The sequence below is a fragment of the Amycolatopsis sp. WAC 04182 genome (assembly GCF_003947465.1).
In the GTDB taxonomy this organism is placed as follows: domain Bacteria; phylum Actinomycetota; class Actinomycetes; order Mycobacteriales; family Pseudonocardiaceae; genus Amycolatopsis.
On sequence record NZ_QHJJ01000004.1, the window covers coordinates 24,119 to 49,135 of the forward strand.

The window sequence follows — 25,017 nt, forward strand, 5'->3', positions numbered from 1 at the left end:
TTACTTGCCTCCCTGCACGGACGACATCGTCGCCTGCACCGACGGGGTGATCGTGTCGAGCACCGGCTTGGGGTAGAACCCGAGCGCGATGATCAGCACGACCATCGGCGCCAGGATCGCGATCTCCTTGCCGCCGAGGTCCTTGATTGCCTTGGTCGCCCCGAGTTCGGGAGCGATCGCCGTGCCGGGGCCGCCGCCGGCGCCGATCAGGGCGTCACCGCGGACGGGCCCCTGCATGACGCGCTGGTAGAGCCAGAGCACGTACGCCGCGGCCAGCACCATGCCGACCGTCGCGATGATCGTGTACACCGGGTAGTCCACAAAGGACCCCAGCAGCACCAGGAACTCACTGATGAAGGAGTTCGTGCCGGGCAGGGACAACGTGGACAGACCGGCGATGAGCAGCATCCCGCCGAGCAGCGGGGTCACCTTCGCCATGCCGCCGTAGTCGGAGATCCGCGTGGACCCGCCGCGCATCACGATCAGGCCGACGACCACGATCAGCATGCCGGTGGCGAGGCTGTGGTTCAGCATGTACGACACCGAACCGACCATCGCCTGCTCGTTGAAGGTGAAGATACCCAGCGCGATGAAGCCGAAGTGGGCGATCGACACGTAGGCGATGAACCGCTTCATGTCGCGCTGCCCGGCCGCGAGGATCGATCCGTAGAGGACACCCGCGACGGCGAGCACCAGCACCCATGGCGCGAGTTCCTTGCTGGCCTCCGGGAACATCGGGAGGCAGTAGCGCAGGAACCCGAACGTGCCGACCTTGTCCAGCACACCGACCAGCAGGACCGCGACGCCGATCGGCGCCTGGCCCGCAGCGTCCGGCAGCCAGGTGTGGAACGGCACCAAAGGGGCCTTGATCGCGAACGCGAGGAAGAACCCGATGAAGAGCCAGATCTGGGTGCCCAGCGGGGCGTCGCGGACGACCGTGACGAGCGTTTCCCAGTCGAAGGTGCCCTTGCCGAGCTCGTCCGACGCCAGCGAGTACGCGCCGATCGCCGAGGCCAGCATGATCAGGCCGCCGAGGAACGAGTACAGGAAGAACTTGACCGCCGCGTACTGCCGGTTCGCGCCGCCGTAGCCGCCGATCAGGAAGTACATCGGGATCAGCATGATCTCGAACAGCACGTAGAACAGGAAGACGTCGGTCGCGGCGAACACCGCGATGGTCAGCGCCTCCTGCACCAGGATCAGCGAGAGGAACCCGCCCGCCGAGCGCCCGGCCGGGAGCTTGTCGGTGAGGCCCAGCGCGCCGACCACGATCGGCACCAGCAGGCCGATGACCGCGATCATCACCAGCGCGATGCCGTCGATGCCGAACGAGATGTGGATGCCGAAGTTCGGGATCCAGTCCATCGAGGACTTCTGCTGGATCCGGTCCCCCGAGGGGGCGTAGCTCGCCCACATCGGGATCACCAGCAGGAACGTCAGGAGCGACACCACGAGCGCGGTGAGCGTCGCCAGCCTGTCGTTCTTCTTCATCCCCGCGACTACCGCGGCGCCGACCAGCGGCAGCAGGATGGATGCGAGTACCAGTGTCATGGGAGGGTCCTCACAGGAGTCGCGGCAGCCGAATCAACCACAGAGCGCGCCCCGGCCGAAGGCCCCGCGATTGCGGCGGCAGGGCGCCCTGACTCGAGACCTGGGCCGGACAGCGGAAGTTGCGCCCTGTCGACGCAATCGCGGAAGCGCGCAAGCCGCGTGGTGGCTTTTGCAGTCATCAGGAGAACCTCACCAGCAGGAGTGCCGCCAGAAGCAGGAATGTGCCGCCCAGCATGGACAGTGCGTACGAGCGGACGAAGCCGGTCTGAAGGCGGCGCAGGCGCCCGGATCCGCCGCCGAGCGCGGCGGCGAGGCCGTTGACCGCGCCGTCGACCCCGCGGTTGTCCACGTAGACCAGCGCGCGGGCGAGCCAGGTGCCCGGACGGGCGACCAGCGTCTCGTTCAGGGTGTTGCCGTACAGGTCGTTGCGCGCGGCCTTGACCACGGCCGAGACCCGCTCGGGGCGTTCCACCGGAACGTCCTTACGGCCGACGAAGAACCACGCCGCCGCCGCGCCGAGCACCGACAGCGCCACGGTGAGGATCGGGACGAGCGCGTGCGGGATGACACTGTGGCCACCCTCTTCGAGCGGACCGACCACCGGCGAAAGCCATTCGGCGAACCGGTCGCCGAGGGCGAAGAACGCACCGGCGCCGATCGAGCCGATCGCCAGGATGATCATCGGCCACTTCATGATCGCCGGAGACTCGTGCGGGTGGAAGTCGCGGCCGTCGCTGGACTTGATCTCCTTCCAGCGTTCCTTGCCGAAGAAGGTCATCACCATCAGGCGGGTCATGTAGAACGCGGTGAGCCCGGCGCCGAGCAGTGCCGCGCCGCCCATCACCCAGCCGCGCCAGCCGCCCTGGCTCAGCGCCGCCTCGATGATCGCGTCCTTGGTGAAGAAGCCCGAGAGCGGCGGGATGCCGATCAGCGCCAGGTAGCCGAGCGCGAAGGTCCAGAAGGTGACCGGCAGGTGCTTGCGCAGCCCGCCGAACTTCCGCATGTCGACCTCGTCGTTCATGGCGTGCATGACCGAACCGGCCCCGAGGAACAGCCCGGCCTTGAAGAAACCGTGCGCGACCAGGTGCATGATGCCGAGCGCATAGGCGATCGGGCCGAGACCGACGGCGAGCATCATGTAGCCGATCTGGCTGACCGTGGAGTACGCCAGGACCTTCTTGATGTCGTCGTAGGCGCACCCGATGATGCACCCGATCAGGAGCGTGACCGTACCGACGAGGGTGACGATCAGGCGGCCGTCCGGGGTGGCGTTGAAGATCTCGTGCGCGCGGGCGACCAGGTAGACGCCGGCGGTGACCATCGTCGCCGCGTGGATGAGGGCCGAGACCGGGGTCGGGCCCTCCATCGCGTCGGGAAGCCAGGCCTGCAGCGGGAACTGACCGGATTTACCGCAGGCGCCCAGCAGCAGCAGGATCGCGATCGCGGTGACCGCGCCGGTCGGGATCTGGCCGACGGCGCCGAAGACCTCGGCGTATCCGGTGCTCCCGACGTACTTGAACATCAGGAAGATCGCCAGCGCGAGCCCGACGTCACCGACGCGGTTCATCAGGAACGCCTTCTTCGCCGCGGTGGCCGCGGACGGGCGGTCCTGGTACCAGCCGATGAGCAGGTACGAAGCGAGACCCACGCCTTCCCAGCCGAGGTACAGCGTCACGAAGCTGTTGCCCAGCACCAGGATCAGCATCGAGGCGACGAACAGGTTGAGGTACGCGAAGAACCTCGACCGGTCGCGGTCCTCGGCCATGTAGCCGATCGAGTAGAAGTGGATCAGCATGCCGACGCCGGTGATCAGCAGCACGAACGTCAGCGAAAGCGCGTCGATCCGGAGCCCGAAGTCGACCTGCAGCGCCGAAACCGGGATCCACGAGAACAGTTTGACGTCCGCGGTGGCCTTCGTGTCGGCCGTGAAGAACAGCAACAGGCCGTACACGAAGGACAGTGAGACGGTCGCACTGCCGAGGAGGTGTCCCCAGCCCCTGGCCCGCTTGCCTGCCAGCAGAAGGATAAGGGCGCCGAGGGCGGGAAAAGCCACCAGCAGCCACGATGATGCGGTCAACTCGGTGCTCCTAGTACTTCAGCAGGTTGGTGTCGTCGACCGAGGCCGAGCGCCGGGTGCGGAAGATCGCCATGATGATCGCCAGCCCGACCACGACCTCCGCGGCGGCGACGACCATCACGAAGAACGCCATCACCTGGCCGTCCAGCGACCCGTTGATCCGGGCGAACGTGACCAGGGACAGGTTCGCCGCGTTCAGCATCAGCTCGATGCACATGAACACGACGATCGCGTTGCGGCGCACCAGCACCCCGACCGCGCCGATGGCGAACAGCAGCGCGGACAGGAGCAGGTAGTACGTCGGGGTCATTCCTTCTCCCCTTCAGGCTTGCCGACCAGAGCGTGGGCGTCGGGAACCTCTTCCGTTCCGGCGACCTGCTTGCGCTCGTGTTCCAGCTGGGCGGCCGAAGTCGACTCGATGATCTCCGAGAGCGACTCCCTGGCGATCGAGCCGTCCGGCAGCAGCGCCGGGGTGGCGACCGAGTTGGCCGTGGCGAAGACACCCGGGCCGGGCAGCGGCGAAGGCCGGTCGTGCTTCCCGGTGAACCGGTCGACGACGAGTTCCTTCTGGTTCTTCTTGCCGCCCTTGGCGTGCCGGTCGGTGAACGCGAGCACCATCGCGCCGAGCGCGGCGGTGATCAGCAGCGCCGAGGTGAGCTCGAACGGGAACAGGTACTTGGTGAAGATCAGCCGTCCCAGCCCGCCAGGGCCGCCGCCGTCGACGTTCGCCGGGTCGAGCGGCATCGCCGGGGTGACGTTGGCCATCGCGCGGGCGAGACCCGCGGCGAGCAGCCCGCCGACACCGATGCCGAGCAGGGTCGCCATGACCCGCTGCCCGCGCAGCACTTCGACGACCGAGTCGGAACTCTCCCGGCCGACCAGCATCAGCACGAACAGGAACAGCATCATGATCGCGCCGGTGTAGACGATGATCTGCGTGAAGCCGAGGAACGGCGCCTGCTGGATCATGTACAGCGCGCCGAGGCACAGCATCGTGAGGACCAGCCACAGCGCCGAGTGCACGGCGTTGCGGGAGAAGATCATGCCGAGCCCGCCGAGCAGCGCGAGCGGGCCGAGCACCCAGAACGCGATGGTCTCGCCAGTGGTGATGCCTGCCGAAACGTCCGTCTGGGCGAGGAAAGCCGTGATCACTGGACCGGCTCCTTCGGCTCAGCGGGCTTCCGTGCGAGTTCCGGGCCGTTGACGTAGTAGTCCTGCTCGTTGTCGCCCAGCCGCATCGGGTGCGGCGGCTGCTCCATCCCGGGCAGCAGCGGCGCGAGGAGGTCTTCCTTGGTGTAGATCAACCGCTGCCGGTCGTCGTCGGCCAGCTCGTAGAAGTTGATCATCGTCAGGGACCGGGTCGGGCAGGCCTCGACGCACAACCCGCAGCCGATGCAGCGCAGGTAGTTGATCTGGTAGTCGGCGCCGTACCGCTCACCGGGCGAGTAACGCGCCTCTTCGGTGTTGTCGCCGCCTTCGACGAAGATCGCGTCCGCCGGGCAGGCCCACGCGCACAGCTCGCAGCCGACGCATTTCTCCAGCCCGTCCGGATGCCGGTTGAGCTGGTGCCTGCCGTGGTAGCGCGGAGCCGCGGGGGCGCCCGCCTCCGGGTATTCCTCGGTGGCGACCTTCTTGAACATCATCCCGAAGGTGACACCGAAACCCTTGATGGGATCAAACATCCCCATCGCCGGCCTCCCTTCCACTGGAAACCGCCGCGGGCTTGCGCTTGGCAGCCCGGGCTTCGGCCTTCGCGAGGGCCTTCTGACGCGGAGTCTTGTCCGGAACCTGCAGGTCGAGCGGCGGCACCGGGAACCCGCCGCCGGTCACCGGGACGTAGTCGTCGTCCGGGACCTTCTTGTCCGGCAGCAGCAGGCTCAGGATGACGACGACGAGGATGAGCGCGCCGCCGCCGATGAGGATCTGCGGCGTGGACAGGCCGCCCGAGTTCTTGATCGCGCGGACCGTGACGATCACGACGATCCAGACCAGGTTGACCGGCACCAGGACCTTCCAGCCCAGCCGCATGAACTGGTCGTACCGCAGCCGCGGCAGCGTGCCGCGCAGCCAGATGAAGCCGAACAGCAGGATGAACAGCTTGGCGGCGAACCAGATCAGCGGGAGCCAGCCCTGGTTCAGCGCGTGGTCGGCGCCGACGAACGGGAACTTCCAGCCACCGAGGAACAACGTCGTCGCGAACGCCGAGACGATCACCATGTTGACGTACTCGGCGAGGAAGAACATCGCGAACTTCATCGAGCTGTACTCGGTGTGGAAACCGCCGACCAGCTCGGATTCGGCCTCGGGAAGGTCGAACGGCGCGCGGTTGGTCTCGCCGACCATGGAGATCAGGTAGATCACGAAGCTCGGCAGCAGCAGGTAGAAGTACCAGCCGGTCTGCTGCGACTCGACGATCGCCGACGTCGACATCGAACCCGCGTAGAGGATGACGCCCACGATGGACAGACCCATCGCGATCTCGTAGGAGATCACCTGAGCCGCGCTTCGCAGTCCGCCGAGCAGCGGATACGGGGAACCGGAAGACCAACCGGCCAGCACCAGGCCGTACACGCCGATCGAGGAGCAGGCCAGGATCACCAGCACGCCGACCGGCAGGTCGACCAGCTGGAGCGTGGTGCGCTCACCGAAGATCGAGACCACCGGGCCGAACGGGATCGCGGCCAGCGCGATCAGCGCCGGTACCGCGGAGATCACCGGCGCGAGGAAGTACACCTTGCGGTCGGCGGTGTCCGGGATGATCTGTTCCTTGAACGGCAGCTTGATCGCGTCCGCGAGGGACTGCAGGTAACCGCCGGGCCCGACCCGGTTGGGGCCGGGACGGTTCTGCATCCGGCCGACCGCCTTCCGCTCCCAGACGATCAGGAAGATCGTCAGGATCGGGCCGATCAGCAGGATGACGACCGTCTTGATCAGGATCAGCCACAACGGGTCGTCCGCCAGCAGCGCCGCCCGCTCGGCGGCGTCCGGCATCTGGCTGAGCAACGGAGTCACTTCTCACCTCCGGTGAGGGTGACGGCCGAACCGTGACCGGCCGCGAGCGCGGCGCGGACGGCCGAGCCGTCGGAGTTGCCCGGGAGCCACACGACGCCGTCCGGCAGGTCCGCGACCTCGATCGGCAACGTGATGGAACCGCGTTCGGTGGAGACCTTCACGGTCTTGCCCAAGCCTTCGGCGGTCTTCGCCGAGAGCTTGGCGACGACCTCGCGCTGCGTGCCCTTGAGATGCGGCTCGCCGTCCTGCAGCGAACCGTTGTCGATCAGCTGACGCCAGGTGGCGAGGAGAACCTGACCGTTCCCCGCCTCCGGACGTGCGATGAAAGCGTCCTTCATTGCGAAATCTGCAATGAAGGAGTCCTTCATCTCACGGGCGGGAAGCTTCGCGAGATCGGCGGCGGAAGCGGCCGGGGTCTGCGTGAAGATGTCCGCGTCCATCTCGACGGCGAGGGTGTCGAGCACCCGGCAGTCCGGCAGGGCGCCGGTGCCTTCGAGGGTGACGGCGAACTCGCGGCGGCGGCCTTCCCAGTTCAGGTAGCTGCCCGCCTTCTCGACCGCCGGGGCGATCGGGAGGACGACGTTCGCGTGCTCGGTGACCGCGCTGTGCCGCAGTTCGAGGCTGACGACGAAGGGCACATTTTTCAAAGCGCGGCGGGCCAGATCCGGGTCCGGCAGGTCGTCCGGGTCGACGCCGCCGACCAGCAGGCCGTCGATGTCCTGACCGGAAGCGGCCTTCAGAATGGCGGTGGTGTCGCGGCCTTCCGTGGCGGGAAGCGTGACGCCCCAAGCCTTTTCGATCTCGGCGCGAGCTGCGGCGTCGGCGACCGAGCGGCCACCGGGCAGCAGCGTCGGCGCCGCGCCGGCCGCCAGGGCACCGCGTTCACCCGCGCGACGCGGGATCCACGCGAGCCGGGCGCCGGTGCGCTCCACCAGCCGGTGCAGGGCCGAGAACAGACCGGGGACCTCGGCGGCACGCTCGCCGACGAGGATCACGGCGCCTTCTGAGGCCAGCGCCTGGTCGACGTCCTGCGCGTGCTGCGCGATGCCGTCGATCGCGGCGGCCTCGGCGCCCGGCGCGCAGGCCAGCAGCTCACCGAAGGTCTTGCGGACCGACGAGGTGGTCCACTGTCCCAAGTGGACGACGCGGGTGCGGTTCTTGCGGGCCGCCTTGCGCAGCCGCAGGAACACGATCGGCGCCTCGTCCTCCGGCTCGAACGCGACGCACAGCACCGTGCGCGCCCGCTCGATCTCGCCGAAGGTGACGCCGCTTTCCGGCGTCGTCCCGACCACGTGCGACGCGAGGAAGCCCAGCTCCTCGGCCGAGTGCGGGCGGGCCCGGAAGTCGATGTCGTTGGTGCCCAAGGCGATCCGCGCGAACTTCGAGTACGCGTAGGCGTCTTCGACGGTCAGGCGACCGCCGGTCAGCACCGCGGCACCCTTGCCGTCCCGCGCCTCGGCGAGCCCGGCGGCGGCCGTGCGCAGCGCGTCGGTCCAGGAAGCCTCTTCCAGCACGCCGTCGGCGTTGCGGATCAGCGGACGCCGGATGCGGTCATCGGCGGTGGCGTAGCGGAAGGCGAACCGGCCCTTGTCGCAGATCCACTCTTCGTTGACCTCGGGGTCGTCGCCCGCGAGCTTCCGCATGACCTTGCCTCGGCGGAAGTCGGTCCGCTCGGCGCAGCCGGACGAGCAGTGCTCGCACACGCTCGGCGAGGACACCAGGTCGAACGGCCGCGAACGGAACCGGTACGCGGCCGACGTCAGCGCGCCGACCGGGCAGATCTGGATGACGTTGCCGGAGAAGTACGACTGGAACGGCTGGCCCGACGTGGTGCGCGAAGCCAGGTCCAGCACGTCCGCGGTCTCCGCGGTCCCGATCTGCTGGTGGGCGCCGCGTTCGAGCAGCTCGATGAACGGGTCGCCGGCGATCTCGCGGGAGAACCGGGTGCAGCGCTGGCAGAGCACGCACCGCTCACGGTCCAGCAGGACCTGTGAGGAGATCGGCAGCGGCTTCGGGAACGTCCGCTTCGTGTCGACGAACCGGGAATCCGCGCGGCCGTGCGCGAGGGCCTGGTTCTGCAGCGGGCATTCGCCGCCCTTGTCGCAGATCGGGCAGTCCAGCGGGTGGTTGATGAGCAGCAGCTCCATCACACCCTGCTGGGCCTTGTCCGCGACGGCCGAGGTCAGCTGGGTCTTCACGACCATGCCGTCGGCGACCGTCATGGTGCACGAGGCCTGCGGCTTCGGCATCGGGCGGCCGCCCATTTCGACCTCGACCAGGCACTGGCGGCAGGCGCCCGCCGGGTCGAGCAGCGGGTGGTCGCAGAAGCGCGGGATGACCGTGCCGAGCCGCTCGGCGGTGCGGATCAGCAGCTCGCCCTTGGGCGCGATGACCTCTTCACCGTCGATGACCAGCTTGACGTGGCCTTCGGGGACCGGAGTGTCCTCTGTGGACGTCCCGGGCTTGTCGGGTGCGATCGTCATGCCTGCGCCCCCACCAGTTCGCGCTTGTTTACCTGACACAACGCGAGGAATTCCTCGCGGAAGTACTTGATCCCGCTCTGGATCGGCGAGACCGCGCCGTCGCCGAGGGCGCAGAACGAGCGGCCGAGGATGTTGTCGCAGACGTCAAGCAGGGTGTCGATGTCCTCCTCGGTGCCCTTGCCCTCGACCATGCGCTCCAGGATCTGCGCCAGCCAGTACGTGCCCTCACGGCACGGCGTGCACTTGCCACAGGACTCGTGCTCGTAGAACTGCGTCCACTTCATCACGGCCCACGGCACGGAAACGGTCTCGTTGAAGACCTGCACGGCCGTCGTGCCCAGCATCGACCCGGCTTCCGCCGCGCCTTCGAAGTCCAGCGGAACATCGAGATGCTCCTTGGTGAACATCGGCGTGGACGAACCACCCGGCGTCCAGAACTTCAGCGGGATGCCGTCCTTCATGCCGCCCGCCATGTCCAGCAGCTCGCGCAGCGTGGTGCCGAGCGGGCATTCGTACTGGCCGGGCTTCTCGACGTGGCCGGAGATCGAGTAGATCTTCGGGCCGGGCGACTTCTCGCGGCCCATCTGGCGGAACCAGTCGGAACCGCCGTTGACGATGTACGGCGCGCTGGCGATGGTCTCGACGTTGTTCACCGTGGTCGGCGCCGCGTAGAGACCCGCGGCGGCCGGGAACGGCGGCTTGAGCCGCGGCTGGCCGCGACGGCCTTCCAGCGAGTCCAGCAGTGCCGTCTCCTCGCCGCAGATGTACGCCCCGGCGCCCGCGTGCACGGTGATGTCGAGGCCGAATCCGGAGTCGAGGATGTTCTTGCCGAGGTAGCCCGCTTCGTACGCCTCGCGCACGGCCGCGTTGAGACGGCGGATGCAGTGCAGCGCCTCGCCGCGGACGTAGATGAAGCAATGGTGCGAACGCATCGCGTACGAGGCGATGATGCAGCCCTCGATCAGCGAGTGCGGGTCCGCCATCATCAGCGGGATGTCCTTGCAGGTACCCGGCTCGCCCTCGTCGGCGTTGATGACGAGGTAATGCGGCTTGTCCTCGTTCGGCGGCATGAAGGACCACTTGATGCCGGCCGGGAAGCCCGCGCCGCCACGGCCGCGGAGGCCGGAGTCCTTGACCAGCTGGACGATCTGCTCGGGAGTGGCCTTGAGCGCCTTGCGGATCGCGGTGTAGCCCTCGAGGGCTTCGTAGGACTGGATCGTCCAGGAGTTGGGCGAAAGCCAGCGCTTCGTGAGGACCGGAGTGATGGGATCGGCCATTACTTCGTCTCCCCTGTTTTTGATGGCAGAGCCGGCAGCGGAACGTCCTTCATGGCGGGCGCGGTCCAGCCGCGGTCCTGCGCGACCTGCGCTCCCCGCAGGGTTTCGACGGCCTGCGAAGGACCGTCGACGTCCGTGCGGTACTGCTGCGCGTCCTCCGGGAAGAACCCGGCGAGCTGCAGTTCGGCGCCCTTGAAGTTCGTCAGCGGCGCGCCGCGCGTCGGGGCCGGCTTCTTGCCCGCCTGCAACGCGTCGACCAGCGCGACGGCCTTGTCCTCGGTCTGGTTGTCGAAGTACTCGTAGTTGACCTGGATGACCGGGGCGAGGTCACAGGCCGCGAGACATTCGGCGTGCTCCAGCGTGATCGAGCCGGGCTCGTTCGGCGTGCCCGCGGTCTCGTTGTGCCCCAACGGCTTCTCGTCGGAGCCGAGGTGCGTCTGGAGCTTCTTGTAGATCGCGTCGCCGCCCATGGCCGCGCAAAGCGTGTTGGTGCACACGCTCACCAGGTGCTCGCCGCACGGGCGGCGCTTGTACATGGTGTAGAACGTCGCGACCGCGCTGACCTCGGCGTCGGACAGGTCCAGGTTCTGCGCGCAGAAGGCGATGCCCTCCTGGCTCACGTACCCCTGCACCGACTGCACCAGGTGCAGCATCGGCAGCAACGCCGACCTCGACTGCGGATACCGCGAAATCAGGTTCTGCGCCTTGGCGTAGGTGTCGGCGTCGAAGATGTCTTCGAGCTTCGCGTTCTCCAGGATCCCTTCCGCCTCGGCGGGATCCGGCGCGATCGCGATCACGTCGACGTCGCCACCGGCGGCGATGTGGGTCTGCTCGGCCAGGCTGGTGCCGGGCTCGGGCGTCGGTGTCGTTCCGGGCTGGGTGCTCAACGGTCCACTCCCCCCATGACGGGGTCGATCGAGGCGATGGCGGCGATCACGTCCGCCACCAGGCCGCCTTCGGCCATCGCGGGCATCGACTGCAGGTTCACGAAACTCGGTTCGCGCACGTGGACCCGCAGCGGCCTGGTGCCGCCGTCGGAGACCAGGTGCACGCCGAGTTCACCGCGCGGCGATTCCACCGACGTGTAGGTCTGGCCCGGCGGGACCTTGAAGCCCTCGGTGACCAGCTTGAAGTGATGGATCAGCGATTCCATCGACTGGCCCATGATCTTGCGGACGTGCTCGAGCGAGTTGCCCATGCCGTCGCTGCCGATCGAGAGCTGCGCCGGCCAGGCGACCTTCTTGTCCTCGACCATGACCGGGCCCGGCTCGAGCTTCTTCAGGCACTGCTTGATGATCCGCAGGCTCTGGTGCATCTCCTCGACACGCAGCAGGTAGCGCGCCCAGCAGTCCGCCTCGGTCGAGGTCGGGATGTCGAACTCGAACTCGTCGTAGCGGGAGTACGGCTCGGTCTTGCGCATGTCCCACGGGAGACCGGCGCTGCGCAGCACCGGGCCGGTGACGCCGAGCGCGAGGCACGCGTCGACCGGCAGGTACCCGACGCCCTTGAGCCGGTTGCGCCAGATCGGCTGACCGGTGAAGAGCTTGTCGTACAAGGGAAGCCGCTCGTCCATCGTCTTGACGAACGCGCTGACGACCTCTTGGTAGTCGTCCGGCATGTCCTGGGCGAGGCCGCCCGGGCGGATGAACGCGTGGTTCATCCGGAGACCGGTGAGGTGCTCCAGCAGGTGCAGGACCTCTTCGCGCTCACGGAACCCGAGCGTCATCGCCGTGGTGGCACCGAGTTCCATGCCGCCGGTGGCGATGTAGACCAGGTGCGAACCGATGCGGTTGATCTCCAGCAGCATCACGCGCAGCAGCTCGGCGCGGCGCGGGGCCTGGATGCCGAGCAGCTTCTCGACGCCGAGGCAGTACGCCATCTCGGTCGACAGCGGGGCGAGGTAGTCCATGCGCGTCACGAAGGTGACGCCCTGGGTCCACGTGCGGTACTCGCAGTTCTTCTCGATCCCGGTGTGCAGGTAGCCGATGACCGAGCGGAGCTGGGTGACGGTCTCGCCCTCCATCTCCAGCACGAGCCGGAGCACGCCGTGCGTCGACGGGTGCTGCGGGCCCATGTTGATGACCATGCGCTCGTCGTGGCGGGAGTCCTCGATGAGGTCTTCCCAGTCACCGCCGGAAACGGTGTAGACGCGGCCTTCGGTGGTGTCGCGCGAGTCGGCTTCGGGAACTTCCGGCGCTTGGAATTCGGTGCTCACGAGTACGACCTCCGCTGGTCCGGCGGCGGGATCTCCGCGCCCTTGTATTCGACCGGGATCCCGCCGAGCGGGTAGTCCTTGCGCTGGGGGTGGCCGTCCCAGTCATCCGGCATGAGGATGCGGGTCAGCGCCGGGTGGCCGTCGTAGACGATGCCGAACATGTCCCAGGTCTCCCGCTCCTGCCAGTCGGCCGTCGGGTAGACCCCGACCAGCGACGGGACGTGCGGGTCTTCGATGTCGAGGGTGACCTCGAGCCGGATGCGGCGGCGGTAGGTCATCGACGTGAAGTGGTAGACCGAGTGCAGCCGCTGCGGGACGTCGACGCCGTAGTCCACGCCGGAGACGGAGCTGAGCAGCTCGAAGCGGAGACCGGTGTCGTCGCGCAGGACCTTGGCGATCTCGACGAGGTGCTCGCGGGCGACGTAGAAGGTGATCTCACCGCGGTCGACCGTGGTCTGCAGGACCGCGTTCGCCGGGATCTTGTTGTCCGCCAAGGCCGCGTAGAACTCGTCGGCGAACTCGTCGAACCAGCCGCCGTACGGGCGCTCCGCCGGGGGCGGGCTGTACGCGGGGAGGCGGACGCCGCCGTAACCGGAGGTGTCACCGGTGCCGCGGACGCCGAACATGCCCTGGCGCTCTTTACCGGTGACGACCGGCTCGGCCGGGCGCGTGCCCTGCGGCTCGAGACCGGCTTCGGGACGCTCGGCGCTGGACTGCTCGCCGCCGGTTTCCGGGGATTCGGGGGATTCTTCAGGCACGTCGCTCACTTCTTCGCGTACTTGATCGAGGAGGCGATCAGCTCGGTGCGCTCACCGCTGGCGGCGCGGATCGCGGCCCGGCGGGCGTTGATCGGCTCGTCCTGGATCTTGGCGTGCAGCTTCAGGATCGCGTCGAGCAGCATTTCGGGGCGCGGCGGGCAGCCGGGGAGGTACATGTCGACCGGGACGATGTGGTCGACGCCCTGCACCACGGCGTAGTTGTTGAACATCCCGCCGGACGAGGCGCAGACGCCCATCGCCAGCACCCACTTGGGCTCGGCCATCTGGTCGTAGATCTGGCGGAGCACCGGCGCCATCTTCTGCGTGACACGGCCGGCGACGATCATCAGATCCGCCTGGCGCGGCGTCGCGCTGAAGCGCTCCATGCCGAAACGCGCGATGTCGTAACGGGAACCGCCGACGGTCATCATCTCGATCGCGCAGCAGGCGAGACCGAAGGTGGCGGGCCACATCGAGTTCTTGCGCGCCCAGTTGACCAGGCCCTCAAGGCTGGCGAGCAGGATGCCGTTGGGGAGTTTTTCTTCGAGGCCCATGCTTCTCTAGTTCCAATCCAGGCCGCCGCGACGCCACACGTAGGCGTACGCGAAACCGACCGTCGCGATGAACAGCACGATCTCCACCAGGCCGAACATGCCCAGCGCGTCCGCGGAGACCGCGAACGGGTAGAGGAAGACCATCTCGATGTCGAACAGGATGAACAGCATCGCGGTGATGTAGTACGCGACCGGCATCCGGCCGCCGCCGACGACCGGCTGCGGCGACGGTTCGATACCGCATTCGTAGGCCGCGAGCTTCGCCTTGTTGGCCCGGCTCGGGCCGACGAGCGGGCCGAGCAGCACCGAGAGCACCGCGAAGCCGAGAGCGAGGACGAACAAGAGGACCAGGGGGAGGTACATGTTGAGATTGGGCACTGTAGGCACCGAGGGGGTACCGGCCTGGGTCAGCACGGGCAACATCAGCACGGGGTTTTCGCCATCCTTTCCGCGCCGCTGCGGTTTTCGAGTCGGGGTTCACCGCTTCCCTCGGTCGGCACCCTAAGTCACCTGGGTCACACCGCCGGGGGTAAGGCAACCCTTACGGGCCGTGCATGACGGCCCCCTTGCTTGTGAAATAGTTCACAAGCCTCCCGTCGAGGATGTGAAGCGATTCACAAAGCATGGGGCGAGTGTAGGACGTGACTCACATTCTTGTCCCTAGGCCCCGTGCTATAAGGCTGCCCTAACTTGACCGCACGGCCAGTACGGTTACTTCCGGCGTGCGGTACCGATGACCTGCGACGTCGTTCCCAAGATCGGCTTCAGAGGTCCGTTTGACCACATATGTCCTGTGACCGATACCACTGCCCGGCGTACCCGTGACTGGTCCAGACGTGTGGAGCCGAAGGGGGCGGTGAGGTGTGAGCCGGGTTGGTCGTGCATCCGCGCGACCGGGCCGACCTCTCGCTCTACTCTCGGCGAGGGCGTTGCGAAAGCCACTTTCGCAACGTTGAAGGTTGCGAAAGTGGGCTTTCGCAACCTCCGGCCGGGGTGCCCTCCCGCTAAGTACATGAAGGCCCCCTTCCTTGCGCTAGGCGCAAGGAAGGGGGCCTTCATGTACTTAGGAACCGTCAGCGCGGTGAGGGCGTCGCCCGCGCCAGAGCAGCGATGAGACGGTCGACGCCGTCCCCGCCCTTGGCGTCGTAGCAGCCCGAAAGTCCCTTGTACACCAACGGAAGGATCGAGTTGATCCGCAGCCCGTACTTCGTCGCGGCGTGCATGACCTTCGGCTTCCCGATCAGCTTCGCGAACACGTTGCCGAGCCGGTAGTAGCCACCCATCAGCTCCGCGACGGCGCGGGGATAGCCCTCCAGCGCCCGCTCACGCGAAGGTCCTTCGCGCCGCGCCAGCGCCTGCACGACGAACTCCGACGCCAGCTGCGCGGACTCCATCGCGGCCGAGATGCCCTCGCCGTTGAACGGGCTGACCATGCCGCCCGCGTCGCCGAGCAGCAACAGCCCGTCGCGGTAGTGCGGGGTGCGGTTGAAGCCCATCGGGAGACCGGCGCCGCCGACCTTGCCGATGGCGTTCTCCTCGCGGTAGCCCCATTCCTCGGGCGTCCCGTCGAGCCACTGGCGCAGCAGCGCGCGGTAGTCGGTGCTGCGGAACGCGGCCGACGTCGACAGCATGCCGAGGCCGACGTTCACCGTGCCGTCGCCCAGCGGGAACGCCCAGCCGTAGCCAGGCAGCAGCTTGGGGTCGCGCGGGTCCGAGCGGTCCCACAGCTCCAGGTGGCCCTCGATGAACGGATCGTCGTGGCGCGGGCTCTTGTAGTACTGCCGCACCGCGACGCCCATCGGGCGCTTCTCGTTCTTCTGGATGCCGACGCTCAGCGCGAGCCGCGCGGAGACGCCGTCGCAAGCCAGGACCAGCGGAGCGCGGTAGCTCACCGGCGTCTTCTCCGGGCCGACCTTCGCCTCGACGCCGATCACGCGACCGGTCGGGCTGGTGATGGCGCCGGTGACGGTGGTGCGCTCGTAAAGCCGGGCGCCCGCCTTCACCGCGGTCTTCGCGAGCAGGTCGTCGAAGTCCTGACGGGTGCGCGAAACGCCGTACGGCGGGTAACTCGTCAGGTCCGGCCAGTCGAGCTCCAGCGTGAGCTCGCCGGTGAGGATCCGCAGGCCGCGGCTGTGCACCCAGCCCGCGTCCTCGCTGGTGTCGATCCCCAGGTCGATGAGCTGCTTGACGCCGCGCGGGGTCAGGCCGTCGCCGCATACCTTCTCGCGCGGGAACTCGGTCTTCTCCAGCAACAGCACGTCGACGCCCGCGCGGGCGAGGTACGTGGCTGCGGTGGAGCCGGCCGGTCCGGCACCGACGACGATGACTTCGGCGTCGTGGTCTGCGTTGCGACGTGTCATGGCCGCGAGTTTACGGAGGGCTTTTTGGCGCGGTGGATGGCGACGACGCCGAACGTGAGGTTCAGCCACTCCACCTCGGTCCACCCGGCGCTCGCGATGATCTCGCCCAGCGTCCGCTGGTCCGGCCACGCGAGCATGGATTCGGCCAGGTAGGAGTAGGCCTCGGGGTTCGACGAGGTCCGGGCGCCGACCCAGGTGAGCAGCTTCGCGATGAACTTCCGGTGCAGGAACCGGATCGGCGGGAATGTGGGCGTCGACACCTCGCAGATCACCAGGCGGCCGCCCGGTTTGACCACCCGCGCGATCTCGGTGAGCGCGGCCTTGGTGTCGACGAAGTTCCGCAGCGCGAGCGAGATGGTGACCGCGTCGAAGCTCTCGTCGGCGAACGGCAGCTTCATCGCGTCCGCGGCCACCATGGGGACGCCGCGGTGCTTGCCCGCCTTGAGCATGCCGACCGAGAAGTCCGCCGCGAGACACCACGCGCCGTTGCGCGCGTACTCGACGGTGGACACGCCGGTGCCCGCCGCGAGGTCCAGCACCTTCTCGCCGCGTTTGGCGTCCAGCACCCGGCCGGTGATGGTGCGCCAGCGGCGATCGAAGCCGAAGGTCATGAACGAATTCGCGCGGTCGTAGCCGTCCGCGACGTCGTCGAACATGGCGGCGACTTCGTGCGGATCCTTGTCAAGACTCGCTCGGGACATACCCCGAACCCTAACCCTGAGGTCCTGAGACAGGTCGGCCAAGCGGGAGCAAAGCGACGCGCCGTAGGTTCACCTGGCCCGGTGAAGCAACGCCGGGGCACGGTGCGCACCGGCCCCCGCGACCTCGCCGGCGAGGATCCTCCGCTCCAGCAACCGCAGTTCCGGCCCCGGTTCGAGGCCGAGCTGATCGACCGAGACCCGGCGCGCACGCCGGTACGCCGCCAGCGCGTCGGAGGTGCGCCCGGCTCGCCAAAGAGCGTCCATCAGGAGGTACTGGGCACGCTGCCGCAACGGGTTCCGCCGCACCAGATCCGCCAGCTCGACGGCCGCGCTCGCGTGCCGCCCGAGGTCCAGTTCGGCCTGGTAGAGCTCTTCGAGCAGGACCAGCCGGTGCTCGGACAGGCGCATCGTCTCGTCCGAAAGCAGGGGGACGTCGAGGCCTTCGTAGGGCGCGCCGTGCCAGTGCGTGAGGGCCTGCCGGATCAGCGAGGCGCGCTGCGCGGGGTCGGCGGCCTTCAACGCCTGGCTCGCCAGCGTCTCGAAGGTCTCGACGTCGAGTTCTCCGGGGTGGACCTCCAGCCGGTAGCCGCCGTTGTCGAAGCCGAGCCGGTCGCCTTCGGGCAGGGCCTGCCGCAGCTTGTGGACGTGCCAGTGCAGCTTCGGTACCGCCCGCGGCTCCCACTTGCTCTCCCACAGGGCCTCGGTGAGCACGTTCACCGGCACGAAGGTGTTCGCGCGGACCAGCAGCACGCCGAGGAGCGTCCTTCTCATCCGGCCCTGCAGCGGGACCGACCGCGAACCGGAAGAGATGCTGAACGTTCCCAGTACTTCGAACCTCACGTGCCGTCCTCTCGCTCGATGGCGTGAGGGGACGATGAATGCCGGTTGTACAAAATGGATACAAAGTATTCAAGTGAGTGCGGAGAGCATTCCCTGCACCGATCGCGGCCAGGCGAATTCCTCCGCCCGGGCTCGCGCCGCCGCGCGCCTCGCGTCCTCGGGACGCTCCAGCAGACCCGTGACAGCGCCTGCGAAGGCCGGAGCACGATCGTCGACGGCCTCGCCGCAGCCGGGACGCACGATCTCCCGCAGCGCCGACGACGCCGAGACCACCACCGGGGTTCCCGAAGCGAGCGCCTCCAATGCGGCCAGCCCGAACGTCTCGTGTGGACCGGGCGCGAGGGAAACGTCGGCGCTGGCCAGCAGCCGCGCGACCTCGTCGCGTCCGGACAGGAAGCCGAGGAAGGTCACCGGGAGCCCGCGCGCCCGCCGCTCCAGCGCACGCCGCCGAGGGCCGTCGCCGGCGATCACCAGCCGCACGCGGTGCCCCGCCTCGGTCAGCTCGGCGACGGTGTCCACGCTGCGCTCGACGTGCTTCTCCGGCGACAGACGTCCACAGTGGACAAGGAGGGCGTCGGCGTCGCCGGACAGTGTGTGCCGCCAGCCGTCGTCGCGCCGGGCGGGGGTGAACGTCGCGAGGTCGACGCCGAGTGGGACGCGGCGCACGTTCGGCGCGGCGATCCGGTCGAATTCCGCGCGGGCGAACGCCGTCGTGCAGACGACCGTGTCGTAGCGCCGCGCCATCCGCCGGTTCGCGACGTCCGCGACGCGCCGCGCGACGGGTTCCGGCATCAGGAACTGCTCCAGCAGCCTGTCCAGCCGCTCGTGCGAGATCACCATGCTGGGCACCCCGTTGCGCCGCGCCCAGACTCCCATGCCGCGCAGGGTGAGCCTGTCGGACACTTCCAGCCTGTCCGGTTCCAGGCGTTCCAGCACCGCGCGCACCCGGTGCGGATCGACCGCGCGGTAGCCGCCGGTGCCCGGGATCTGCGGTGCCGGAAGGGAAAACCGGCGGACTCCCGAGGGCAGCGTCTCGTCCGCGTAGCGCCGCCCTGGCACCACGAGGGTCACCTGATGACCGCTCGCCACGTAACCGGCGCCGAGATGATGCAACGCCGTCCGCAGCCCGCCCGAGCGTGGCCCGTAGAAGTTGGCCAGCTGGACGATGTGCATGGGGTCAGGCCGCGCGCGCGACTTTGCCCTGGACGGCTTCGTAGTGGCCGACCAACTCGTGGCAGACCGCGGGCCAGGTCCGGCCCAACACGACCTTGCGCGCCTTCTCTCCCAGCCTGGCGCGCAGCGCTTCGTCGCGCAGGTCGTTGACCTTGTCCACCAGCGCCGTCGCGAAGCCGGCCCGGTCGGCAGGCAGGAGGTACCCAGTGCGGCCGGGCAGGACCAGGTCCTTCGGGCCGCCCGCGTTCGGCGCCAGCACCGGCAGCCCGGACGCCATCGCCTCCTGAATGGCCTGGCAGAACGTCTCGTGCGGTCCTGTGTGGACGAATACGTCGAGGCTCGCGTACGCGGCGGAGAGCTCTTCGCCGTACCGGGCGCCGAGGAACGCCGCACCCGGGATCCGTTCGCGCAGCATCGGCAATTCCGGTCCGTCGCCGACGACGACCACCCGGATCCCGTCGACCCCGGCGAGCGCGGTCAGCCGCTCGACCTCCTTCTCCGGTGCGAGCCTGCCGACGAAACCGACCAGCAGTTCGCCGTTCGGCGCCAGCTCGGCGCGCAACGCGGGGTCGGCGTGGACCGGCGAGAACCGCTCGATGTCGACGCCGCGCGCCCAGCGGTGCACCCGCGGGATCCCGTGCAGTTTCAGCTGTTCGACCGAGTCCGTCGACGGCGCGAGCGTGCGGTCGGCCCGCGAGTGCAGGCGGCGCACCCAGCGCCAGGCCGCGCGGGCGGCGATGCCGAAGCCGTACGCGGCGGCGAACCCGGCGATGTCGGTCTGGTACACCGCGACACACGGCACCCGCAGCCGTCTGGCCGCGGCGAGCCCGCGGGCGCCGACCACGAACGGCGACGCCAGATGCACCACGTCCGGGCCGAAATCGGCCAGCGCGGTGAGCACCGTCCTGGTCGGCACGCCGACCGGGAGGGAGTTCACGCCGGGGAAGTCGAGGGCGGGAATGCGCACGACCGGGGCGCCGAGGTACTCCACGGGACCCGGCCCCGGGGCGATGATCAGCACGTCGTGCGCGCGGTCGCGGAGGTGTTCCACGACGCGGAGCACGGAGTTGGTCACGCCGTTCACCTGGGGCAGGAAACTTTCGGTGACTATCGCGACTCGCACGCGGATCACTGTCGCATCCGGTTGTGACGCCCACCCCAACAAAAACGGAACAGACGACATGTCATCTCAAGGTCGTGTTCCGTAAACCAGGCTCGGCCACACTAGTCAGGCATGACCCTCCTGTCCTCAAGGCCGCCTCAGCCCGTCGAGCCGGGGCTGGTGTCGAGGGCCCTCGAAGTGGCCGGTCGGCTGGCCAACGACGCGACCGACGTGATCACCGCGACCGCGGGCCGGGGCGCCCAACCCGATCCGAAGGACTCGCCCTTCGACTGGGTCACCGACACCGACCGCATCCTCGAACGCCACACCCGCCGGGTGCTGACCGCGGAATTCCCCGGTATCCCCGTGGTCGGCGGTGAATTCGGTGCCGACCACGGTGCCGACGTCGCCGAATACCGCTGGGTGGTCGACCCGGTCGACGGCACCGCGAACTACGTCGCCGGTGTCCCCTGGTGCGCGTACAGCCTCGCCCTGATCGACGCTTCGGGGCCGGTGGTGGGCGTGGTCGCGGACCCGTACCGCGCCCAGATCTACGCCGCCGCGCGCGGCCGCGGCGCGCGGGCGAACGGCAAACCGATCACGCTCACCGACCGCTGCGGGACCGCCGGGGCGATCGTCTGCACGGAACTCACGCGCAAGGGTGTCTGGCCGGGAATGGGCCAGTTCATCGAACGGGCCGCCGCCGCGCACGCCGGGGTCCGCGTGCTCGGCTCGGCGGCGCTGGCGATCGCGCAGGTCGCCCTGGGCCACGCGGCCGCGGCGGTGCTGCACAACTACCGCGAATGGGACGTCGCCGGATCGGTCGCGCTGGCCATCGAGGCGGGTGCCGTGGTGCTGGACCGGCACGGGGAGGACACCGCCCTGCCGGTCGACGCCCTGCTGGTGGCGGCGCCGGGAGTGGCCGACGAGGTCCTGGGCTGGTGGCAGGAGTCCGTCGCCTGAGTTACGCGCCCAATCACGCGTGTTGCGCGCCCAATCACGCGTGTTGCGCCTCCAATCACGCGAGTTCGCCGGTCCCGCACGGCGAGCCCACGTGCCCGAACTCGCGACTCGCGTGATTGGGCGCGTAACTCACGTGATCAGGGGCGCGACTCGCGTGATTGGAGGCGTAACTCGCGTGATCAGACGGACGACTCGGCCCGTGACCGGACGTTCTGCCGCCGGATCCACCACAGCAGCGGCCCGGCGATCAGCCAGGTGAAGAAGATCATGCTGCCCAGCGGCAGCAGCGTGTTCGCCGCTGAGCGGCCGGCCACCCGCGCGAGTTCCGGGTCGCCGACGTCGTACTCGATGTTCACGAGCTGCCCGGCGGCCAGCCCGGCCGGGTAGAGCACGCCGTTGGCCGGGCTGTGCATGATGCCGTCGGGGGTCGCGTAGTTGATGATCGTGCGGTCGAAGGCCACCGACTCGACCTGCGCCGTCGCCTGCCCGAGCTGGGCTTCGATCGCGCTGTCGTTGCGGATGGCGGCGAACAGCAGCGAGACACCGAGCACGGTGACGAGTGAGGCGACAACGAGGGCGGCATACCACCCGATGCGCCTCACCCGCTCCGTTTTGGCCGTCACGCCGCGAGCGTATCGCTACCCGTCAGTGGGCGTGTCGCTCGGCGAGGAATTCGTGCGTCGCCTTGATCTGCGGGTAGGACTTCGGTGCGACCGGGGCCACAGCGGCCCGGAGTGCCTGCGCGCCGTTCGGGCCCACTGCGGGCTTGCCCTTGGTGTACAGCCACGTCTGGAACAGGTCGTACAGCGGCTTGCCCGAGATCTTCTCCGCGAGCGCGATGAACTCCGGGATCACCGCGGACTTGCTCTTCTTCACCTGCTGCCAGGTCTGCAAGATCCGGAAGAACGTGTCGTCGCCCACGGCCTTGCGCAACGCGTGCACCGCGAGCGCGCCGCGGTCGTAGACGGCCGCGTGGAACTGGTCGTCCGCGCCCGGGTCGGCGGGAAGGACCTGCCAGAACGGGTCCTCGGCAGGCGTGGAGTCGTAGATGTACTGGGCGAGTTCGTCGGCCGTGCCCTCGCCGGTCTCCTCCGACCAGAGGAACTCGCCGTAGGAGGCGAAACCCTCGTTCAGCCAGATCTCGCTCCACTTGCCGAGCGTGACGCTGTCGCCGAACCACTGGTGCGCCTGCTCGTGCGCCACGATCGAGGTGTTGGAGCCGGACCGGAAGGCCCTGGCGCCGTAGACCGGCCGCGTCTGGTTCTCCAGCGCGAAGGTGATGCCGGTGGTGACGACGCCGCCCTGCGCCTCGAACGGGTACGGCCCGAACTTCGAGGCGAGGAATTCGGTGATCTCCGGCGTCCGCTCGATGCTGGCCTTGGCCGCGCCGAGCGATTCGCCGAGGTCGGCACCGTACGCAGTGATGAACGGCTTGCCGTCCGGCGTGGTCTGCTCGTTCACCTCGAACTTGCCGACTTCCAGTGACGTGAGGTACGTCGCCTGCGGTTTGGTGCTGCGCCAGTTCCAGCGCGTCCAGCCGGGACGCTGCACCGTCTTGCGCACGAGCGTGCCGTTCGACAGCGCGGCGACGTCGTTCGGGACCTCGACCGAGACGTCGTAGGTGGCCAGGTCGGTCGGGTGGTCGTTGGACGGGAACCACCAGGCCGCGCTCTGCGGCTCGTCGACGGCCAGCGCGCCGTCCGGGGTCTTCTTCCAGGCGGTGAAACCGTCGATCTTCACCTTCGACGGCGTGTCCGCGTAGGCGACGACGACGGTCGCCGTCTGGCCCTTCTTCAGCGGCGAGGCCGGGGTGACGGTCAGCTCACCGGTGCCGTCGGTCGACGTCGCGAACTTCGCGGGCCGGTTGTTGACCCGGACGCTCGACACCTTCAGCCCGAAGTCGAGGTTGAACGCCGAGAGGTCCTGCGTCGCGGTGAGCAGGATCGTCGTGGCGCCGGACAGCAGGTCGGTGGACGGCTGATAGGTCAGCCGGAGGTCGTAGTGGGCGACGTCGTAGCCGCCGTTCCCGGCGTGCGGGTAGTACGGGTCGCCGATACCGATCGAGCCGGGCGCGGGTGCGGCGGCCGCGGTGCCCACGAGCAGCACCGAGACGACGCCCGCGGTCAATCCGGCGAAGCCGGCGCGAGTCTTCAAGCGCATTGCGAATCCTCCCAGGATTTGTCAGCGCGCTCGAACGTAGCCAGCCGATCAGCGCGGAGACACGTCCGAAGGAGGGGTTCCTAGCCTCTGGACTGAGAGCAAAATCGGCTAGACAGCACGCACGGCCGACGAAACCGCCGTACGGAGGCGCGCGTGCAGCTCGCGGTGGCGCGTTCGGTCCACGCGGACCTCCACCACCCGCAACCCCGGCGCGGGCTTGAGCGCCGCACGGAATTCGGTGAGCGTCTCGGCGACGACGTGCGGCACGCGGTAACCGGCGCACAGGGCACCGAGATCGGCGCCGTGCGGCGTGCCGAAAACGCGTTCGAAGCTGGCGTTGTGCTCGGGCGCGCCCTGCTCCAGCAGGGAGAAGATGCCGCCGCCGTCGTCGTTGAGCACCACGATCGTCAGGTCAGGGCGCTGTTCGGCGGGTCCGGTCAGCAGGCCGCTCGCGTCGTGCAGGAACGTCAGGTCGCCGAGCAGGGCGTACGAATGTCCCCTGTGGACGGTCGCGGCGCCGATCGCGGTCGACACCATGCCGTCGATGCCGGCGACGCCGCGGTTGCGGTGCACGAGGACGTCGGGCCGCAGCCGCCCGGCGAGGGCGACGTCACGGGTCGGGTTGGACGAGCCGACGACCAGCAGCGACCCCTCCGGGACCGCGTCGACCAGCTCGGTCGCCAGGCGCAGCCCGCTCGGCCACGGCTCGTCGGCCAGCGCTTCGGTCACCGCCGCCGACGCCGCCTTGTCCGCGCGCTGCCAGCCGGCGAGCCACTCCGGATCGGCCGGTTTGGTCGGCTCGTCGAACCACTGGCCGACCTGGCGGACGTTGTGCGCGGGCGCGGGCCAGTCCGAATCGGGCCGGACCAGCAGCACCTCGACGTCCGGATCGGACAGCACCCGCTGGACCTGCCGGAACACCGTCGGACGCCCGATGCACAGGACCTGTTCGGGCTTGTGCCGCGAGATGAACTCCTCGACGCCGAGCAGCCACGCGCCGGACGAGATCGCCGTCGCGCCCGCCATCCCGATACCGCCGGTCTCGGAGACGACCGGCCAGCCGTGCAGCTCGGCCCATTCGCTGGCCGCCTGCACGCCGGTGTCGCACGCGATGACCAGGCCATGGCGTGCCGAGGGCACCACGAAAGAGGGAAGCGCGCCGAAGTCCGGCAGCTCCGTCCAGCGAGCGCCGTCCGGACGCCCTTCGAGTGACTCGTACCACTCGCCGTCATCATCGATATCCGGCACGAGCGGCTCACGGAAGGGGATGTTCAAGTGCACCGGCCCGCAGCGCCATTCGCCGTACGCGGCGTTCCAGGCGCGGCAGATCTGGCCACGCCAGTACGAGTTCTGCCCGGCGCGGCGTTCGGCGACGGCGAGCTCGTCGAAGTAGCGGATGGCGTTGCCGTAGAGCTGGTGCTGGTCGATGACCTGGCTCGCGCCGGCGGCCCGCATCTCGGGCGGCCGGTCGGCGGTCAGCACGATCAGCGGGACCCCGGCGCGGTCGGCCTCCAGCACGGCGGGGTGGAAGTTCGCGGCCGCGGTGCCCGACGTGCACAGCACCGCCACGGGGCGGCCGGTGCGCGCGGCGATGCCGAGGGCGAGGAAGGCGGCGCCGCGTTCGTCGATGCGGACGTGCAGCTGGAGCCGTCCGGCGGCCGCCGCGTCGTACAGCGCGATCGACAGGGGGGCGTTGCGTGAGCCCGGGCAGAGGACGACGTGCGAGACGGTGTTGCGGACGAGTTCGTCGACGATGACCCTGGCCTGCGCGGTGGAAGGATTCACCGGCAG

At 68.8% G+C, this 25,017-nt stretch carries 22 protein-coding genes; 1 reads left to right on the top strand and 21 read right to left on the bottom strand.

Annotation, left to right across the window (positions count from 1 at the left end; translation table 11 throughout):
- The 18 genes from DMH01_RS20235 to DMH01_RS20320 all read right to left on the bottom strand — a co-directional run bounded on the left by DMH01_RS20235 (nt 1) and on the right by DMH01_RS20320 (nt 20,124).
- Nucleotides 1-1,551, bottom strand: a complete 1,551-nt coding sequence (locus DMH01_RS20235) for an NADH-quinone oxidoreductase subunit M (RefSeq protein WP_125678870.1) — start codon at nt 1,549-1,551, stop codon at nt 1-3.
- 178 nt (nt 1,552-1,729) lie between these two features.
- Complete coding sequence (gene nuoL / locus DMH01_RS20240; RefSeq protein ID WP_125678871.1) at nt 1,730-3,628, bottom strand: NADH-quinone oxidoreductase subunit L; 1,899 nt, start codon at nt 3,626-3,628, stop codon at nt 1,730-1,732.
- Nucleotides 3,629-3,638: 10 nt separating this feature from the next.
- Nucleotides 3,639-3,938: an NADH-quinone oxidoreductase subunit NuoK gene (nuoK, locus tag DMH01_RS20245; RefSeq protein ID WP_005151882.1), complete on the bottom strand. Its 300-nt coding sequence runs from the start codon at nt 3,936-3,938 to the stop codon at nt 3,639-3,641.
- Nucleotides 3,935-4,780, bottom strand: coding sequence for an NADH-quinone oxidoreductase subunit J (locus DMH01_RS20250; RefSeq protein WP_125678872.1), 846 nt, complete (start codon nt 4,778-4,780; stop codon nt 3,935-3,937). The genes nuoK and DMH01_RS20250 overlap by 4 nt, the downstream gene beginning before the upstream one ends.
- Nucleotides 4,777-5,316 (bottom strand): NADH-quinone oxidoreductase subunit NuoI, encoded by a 540-nt coding sequence (nuoI, locus tag DMH01_RS20255; RefSeq protein ID WP_125678873.1) that lies wholly within the window; start codon nt 5,314-5,316, stop codon nt 4,777-4,779. The genes DMH01_RS20250 and nuoI overlap by 4 nt, the downstream gene beginning before the upstream one ends.
- Nucleotides 5,303-6,640 (bottom strand): NADH-quinone oxidoreductase subunit NuoH, encoded by a 1,338-nt coding sequence (nuoH, locus tag DMH01_RS20260; RefSeq protein WP_233621620.1) that lies wholly within the window; start codon nt 6,638-6,640, stop codon nt 5,303-5,305. The genes nuoI and nuoH overlap by 14 nt, the downstream gene beginning before the upstream one ends.
- Nucleotides 6,637-9,123 carry an NADH-quinone oxidoreductase subunit G gene (locus DMH01_RS20265; protein ID WP_125678874.1) on the bottom strand — a complete coding sequence of 829 codons (2,487 nt, stop codon included), beginning with the start codon at nt 9,121-9,123 and terminating at the stop codon, nt 6,637-6,639. Before DMH01_RS20265 ends, nuoH begins: the two co-directional genes overlap by 4 nt.
- On the bottom strand, nt 9,120-10,400 hold the full coding sequence (nuoF, locus tag DMH01_RS20270; RefSeq protein WP_125678875.1) for an NADH-quinone oxidoreductase subunit NuoF: 1,281 nt from the start codon (nt 10,398-10,400) through the stop codon (nt 9,120-9,122). Before nuoF ends, DMH01_RS20265 begins: the two co-directional genes overlap by 4 nt.
- Nucleotides 10,400-11,287, bottom strand: a complete 888-nt coding sequence (gene nuoE, locus DMH01_RS20275; protein WP_125678876.1) for an NADH-quinone oxidoreductase subunit NuoE — start codon at nt 11,285-11,287, stop codon at nt 10,400-10,402. The genes nuoF and nuoE overlap by 1 nt, the downstream gene beginning before the upstream one ends.
- Nucleotides 11,284-12,615, bottom strand: a complete 1,332-nt coding sequence (locus DMH01_RS20280) for an NADH-quinone oxidoreductase subunit D (RefSeq protein WP_125678877.1) — start codon at nt 12,613-12,615, stop codon at nt 11,284-11,286. Before DMH01_RS20280 ends, nuoE begins: the two co-directional genes overlap by 4 nt.
- Entirely contained in the window at nt 12,612-13,373 is a 762-nt protein-coding gene (locus DMH01_RS20285) for an NADH-quinone oxidoreductase subunit C (protein WP_125678878.1), read from the bottom strand. The genes DMH01_RS20280 and DMH01_RS20285 overlap by 4 nt, the downstream gene beginning before the upstream one ends.
- Before the next feature lie 5 nt (nt 13,374-13,378).
- On the bottom strand, nt 13,379-13,927 hold the full coding sequence (locus DMH01_RS20290) for an NADH-quinone oxidoreductase subunit B family protein (protein WP_005151847.1): 549 nt from the start codon (nt 13,925-13,927) through the stop codon (nt 13,379-13,381).
- A gap of 6 nt (nt 13,928-13,933) precedes the next feature.
- Entirely contained in the window at nt 13,934-14,350 is a 417-nt protein-coding gene (locus DMH01_RS20295; RefSeq protein WP_125679783.1) for an NADH-quinone oxidoreductase subunit A, read from the bottom strand.
- Between the two features lie 650 nt (nt 14,351-15,000).
- Nucleotides 15,001-16,287, bottom strand: a complete 1,287-nt coding sequence (locus tag DMH01_RS20300; RefSeq protein ID WP_034310672.1) for a geranylgeranyl reductase family protein — start codon at nt 16,285-16,287, stop codon at nt 15,001-15,003.
- A complete protein-coding gene (locus DMH01_RS20305) occupies nt 16,284-16,988 on the bottom strand; it encodes a demethylmenaquinone methyltransferase (RefSeq protein ID WP_125678879.1) in 705 nt (234 codons plus the stop codon). The genes DMH01_RS20300 and DMH01_RS20305 overlap by 4 nt, the downstream gene beginning before the upstream one ends.
- Nucleotides 16,989-17,057: 69 nt before the next feature.
- Complete coding sequence (locus tag DMH01_RS20310) at nt 17,058-17,828, bottom strand: AfsR/SARP family transcriptional regulator (RefSeq protein WP_125678880.1); 771 nt, start codon at nt 17,826-17,828, stop codon at nt 17,058-17,060.
- Nucleotides 17,829-17,897: 69 nt separating this feature from the next.
- Nucleotides 17,898-19,001: a glycosyltransferase family 1 protein gene (locus tag DMH01_RS20315; RefSeq protein WP_125678881.1), complete on the bottom strand. Its 1,104-nt coding sequence runs from the start codon at nt 18,999-19,001 to the stop codon at nt 17,898-17,900.
- A gap of 4 nt (nt 19,002-19,005) precedes the next feature.
- Nucleotides 19,006-20,124, bottom strand: coding sequence for a glycosyltransferase family 1 protein (locus tag DMH01_RS20320; protein ID WP_199745567.1), 1,119 nt, complete (start codon nt 20,122-20,124; stop codon nt 19,006-19,008).
- A 111-nt stretch (nt 20,125-20,235) separates the two neighbouring features.
- On the opposite strand from DMH01_RS20320, the gene DMH01_RS20325 reads away from it, so the two are divergent.
- Complete coding sequence (locus DMH01_RS20325) at nt 20,236-21,066, top strand: inositol monophosphatase (RefSeq protein WP_125678882.1); 831 nt, start codon at nt 20,236-20,238, stop codon at nt 21,064-21,066.
- A gap of 179 nt (nt 21,067-21,245) precedes the next feature.
- Here the strand turns inward: DMH01_RS20325 and DMH01_RS20330 are convergent, their stop codons facing one another.
- The 3 genes from DMH01_RS20330 to menD form a co-directional block, all read right to left on the bottom strand.
- Nucleotides 21,246-21,689 (bottom strand): DUF3592 domain-containing protein, encoded by a 444-nt coding sequence (locus tag DMH01_RS20330; protein WP_125678883.1) that lies wholly within the window; start codon nt 21,687-21,689, stop codon nt 21,246-21,248.
- A 22-nt stretch (nt 21,690-21,711) separates the two neighbouring features.
- Nucleotides 21,712-23,226 carry a M1 family metallopeptidase gene (locus tag DMH01_RS20335; protein ID WP_125678884.1) on the bottom strand — a complete coding sequence of 505 codons (1,515 nt, stop codon included), beginning with the start codon at nt 23,224-23,226 and terminating at the stop codon, nt 21,712-21,714.
- 108 nt (nt 23,227-23,334) lie between these two features.
- Nucleotides 23,335-25,011: a 2-succinyl-5-enolpyruvyl-6-hydroxy-3-cyclohexene-1-carboxylic-acid synthase gene (menD, locus tag DMH01_RS20340; RefSeq protein ID WP_199745568.1), complete on the bottom strand. Its 1,677-nt coding sequence runs from the start codon at nt 25,009-25,011 to the stop codon at nt 23,335-23,337.
- Nucleotides 25,012-25,017: the final 6 nt, after the last annotated feature.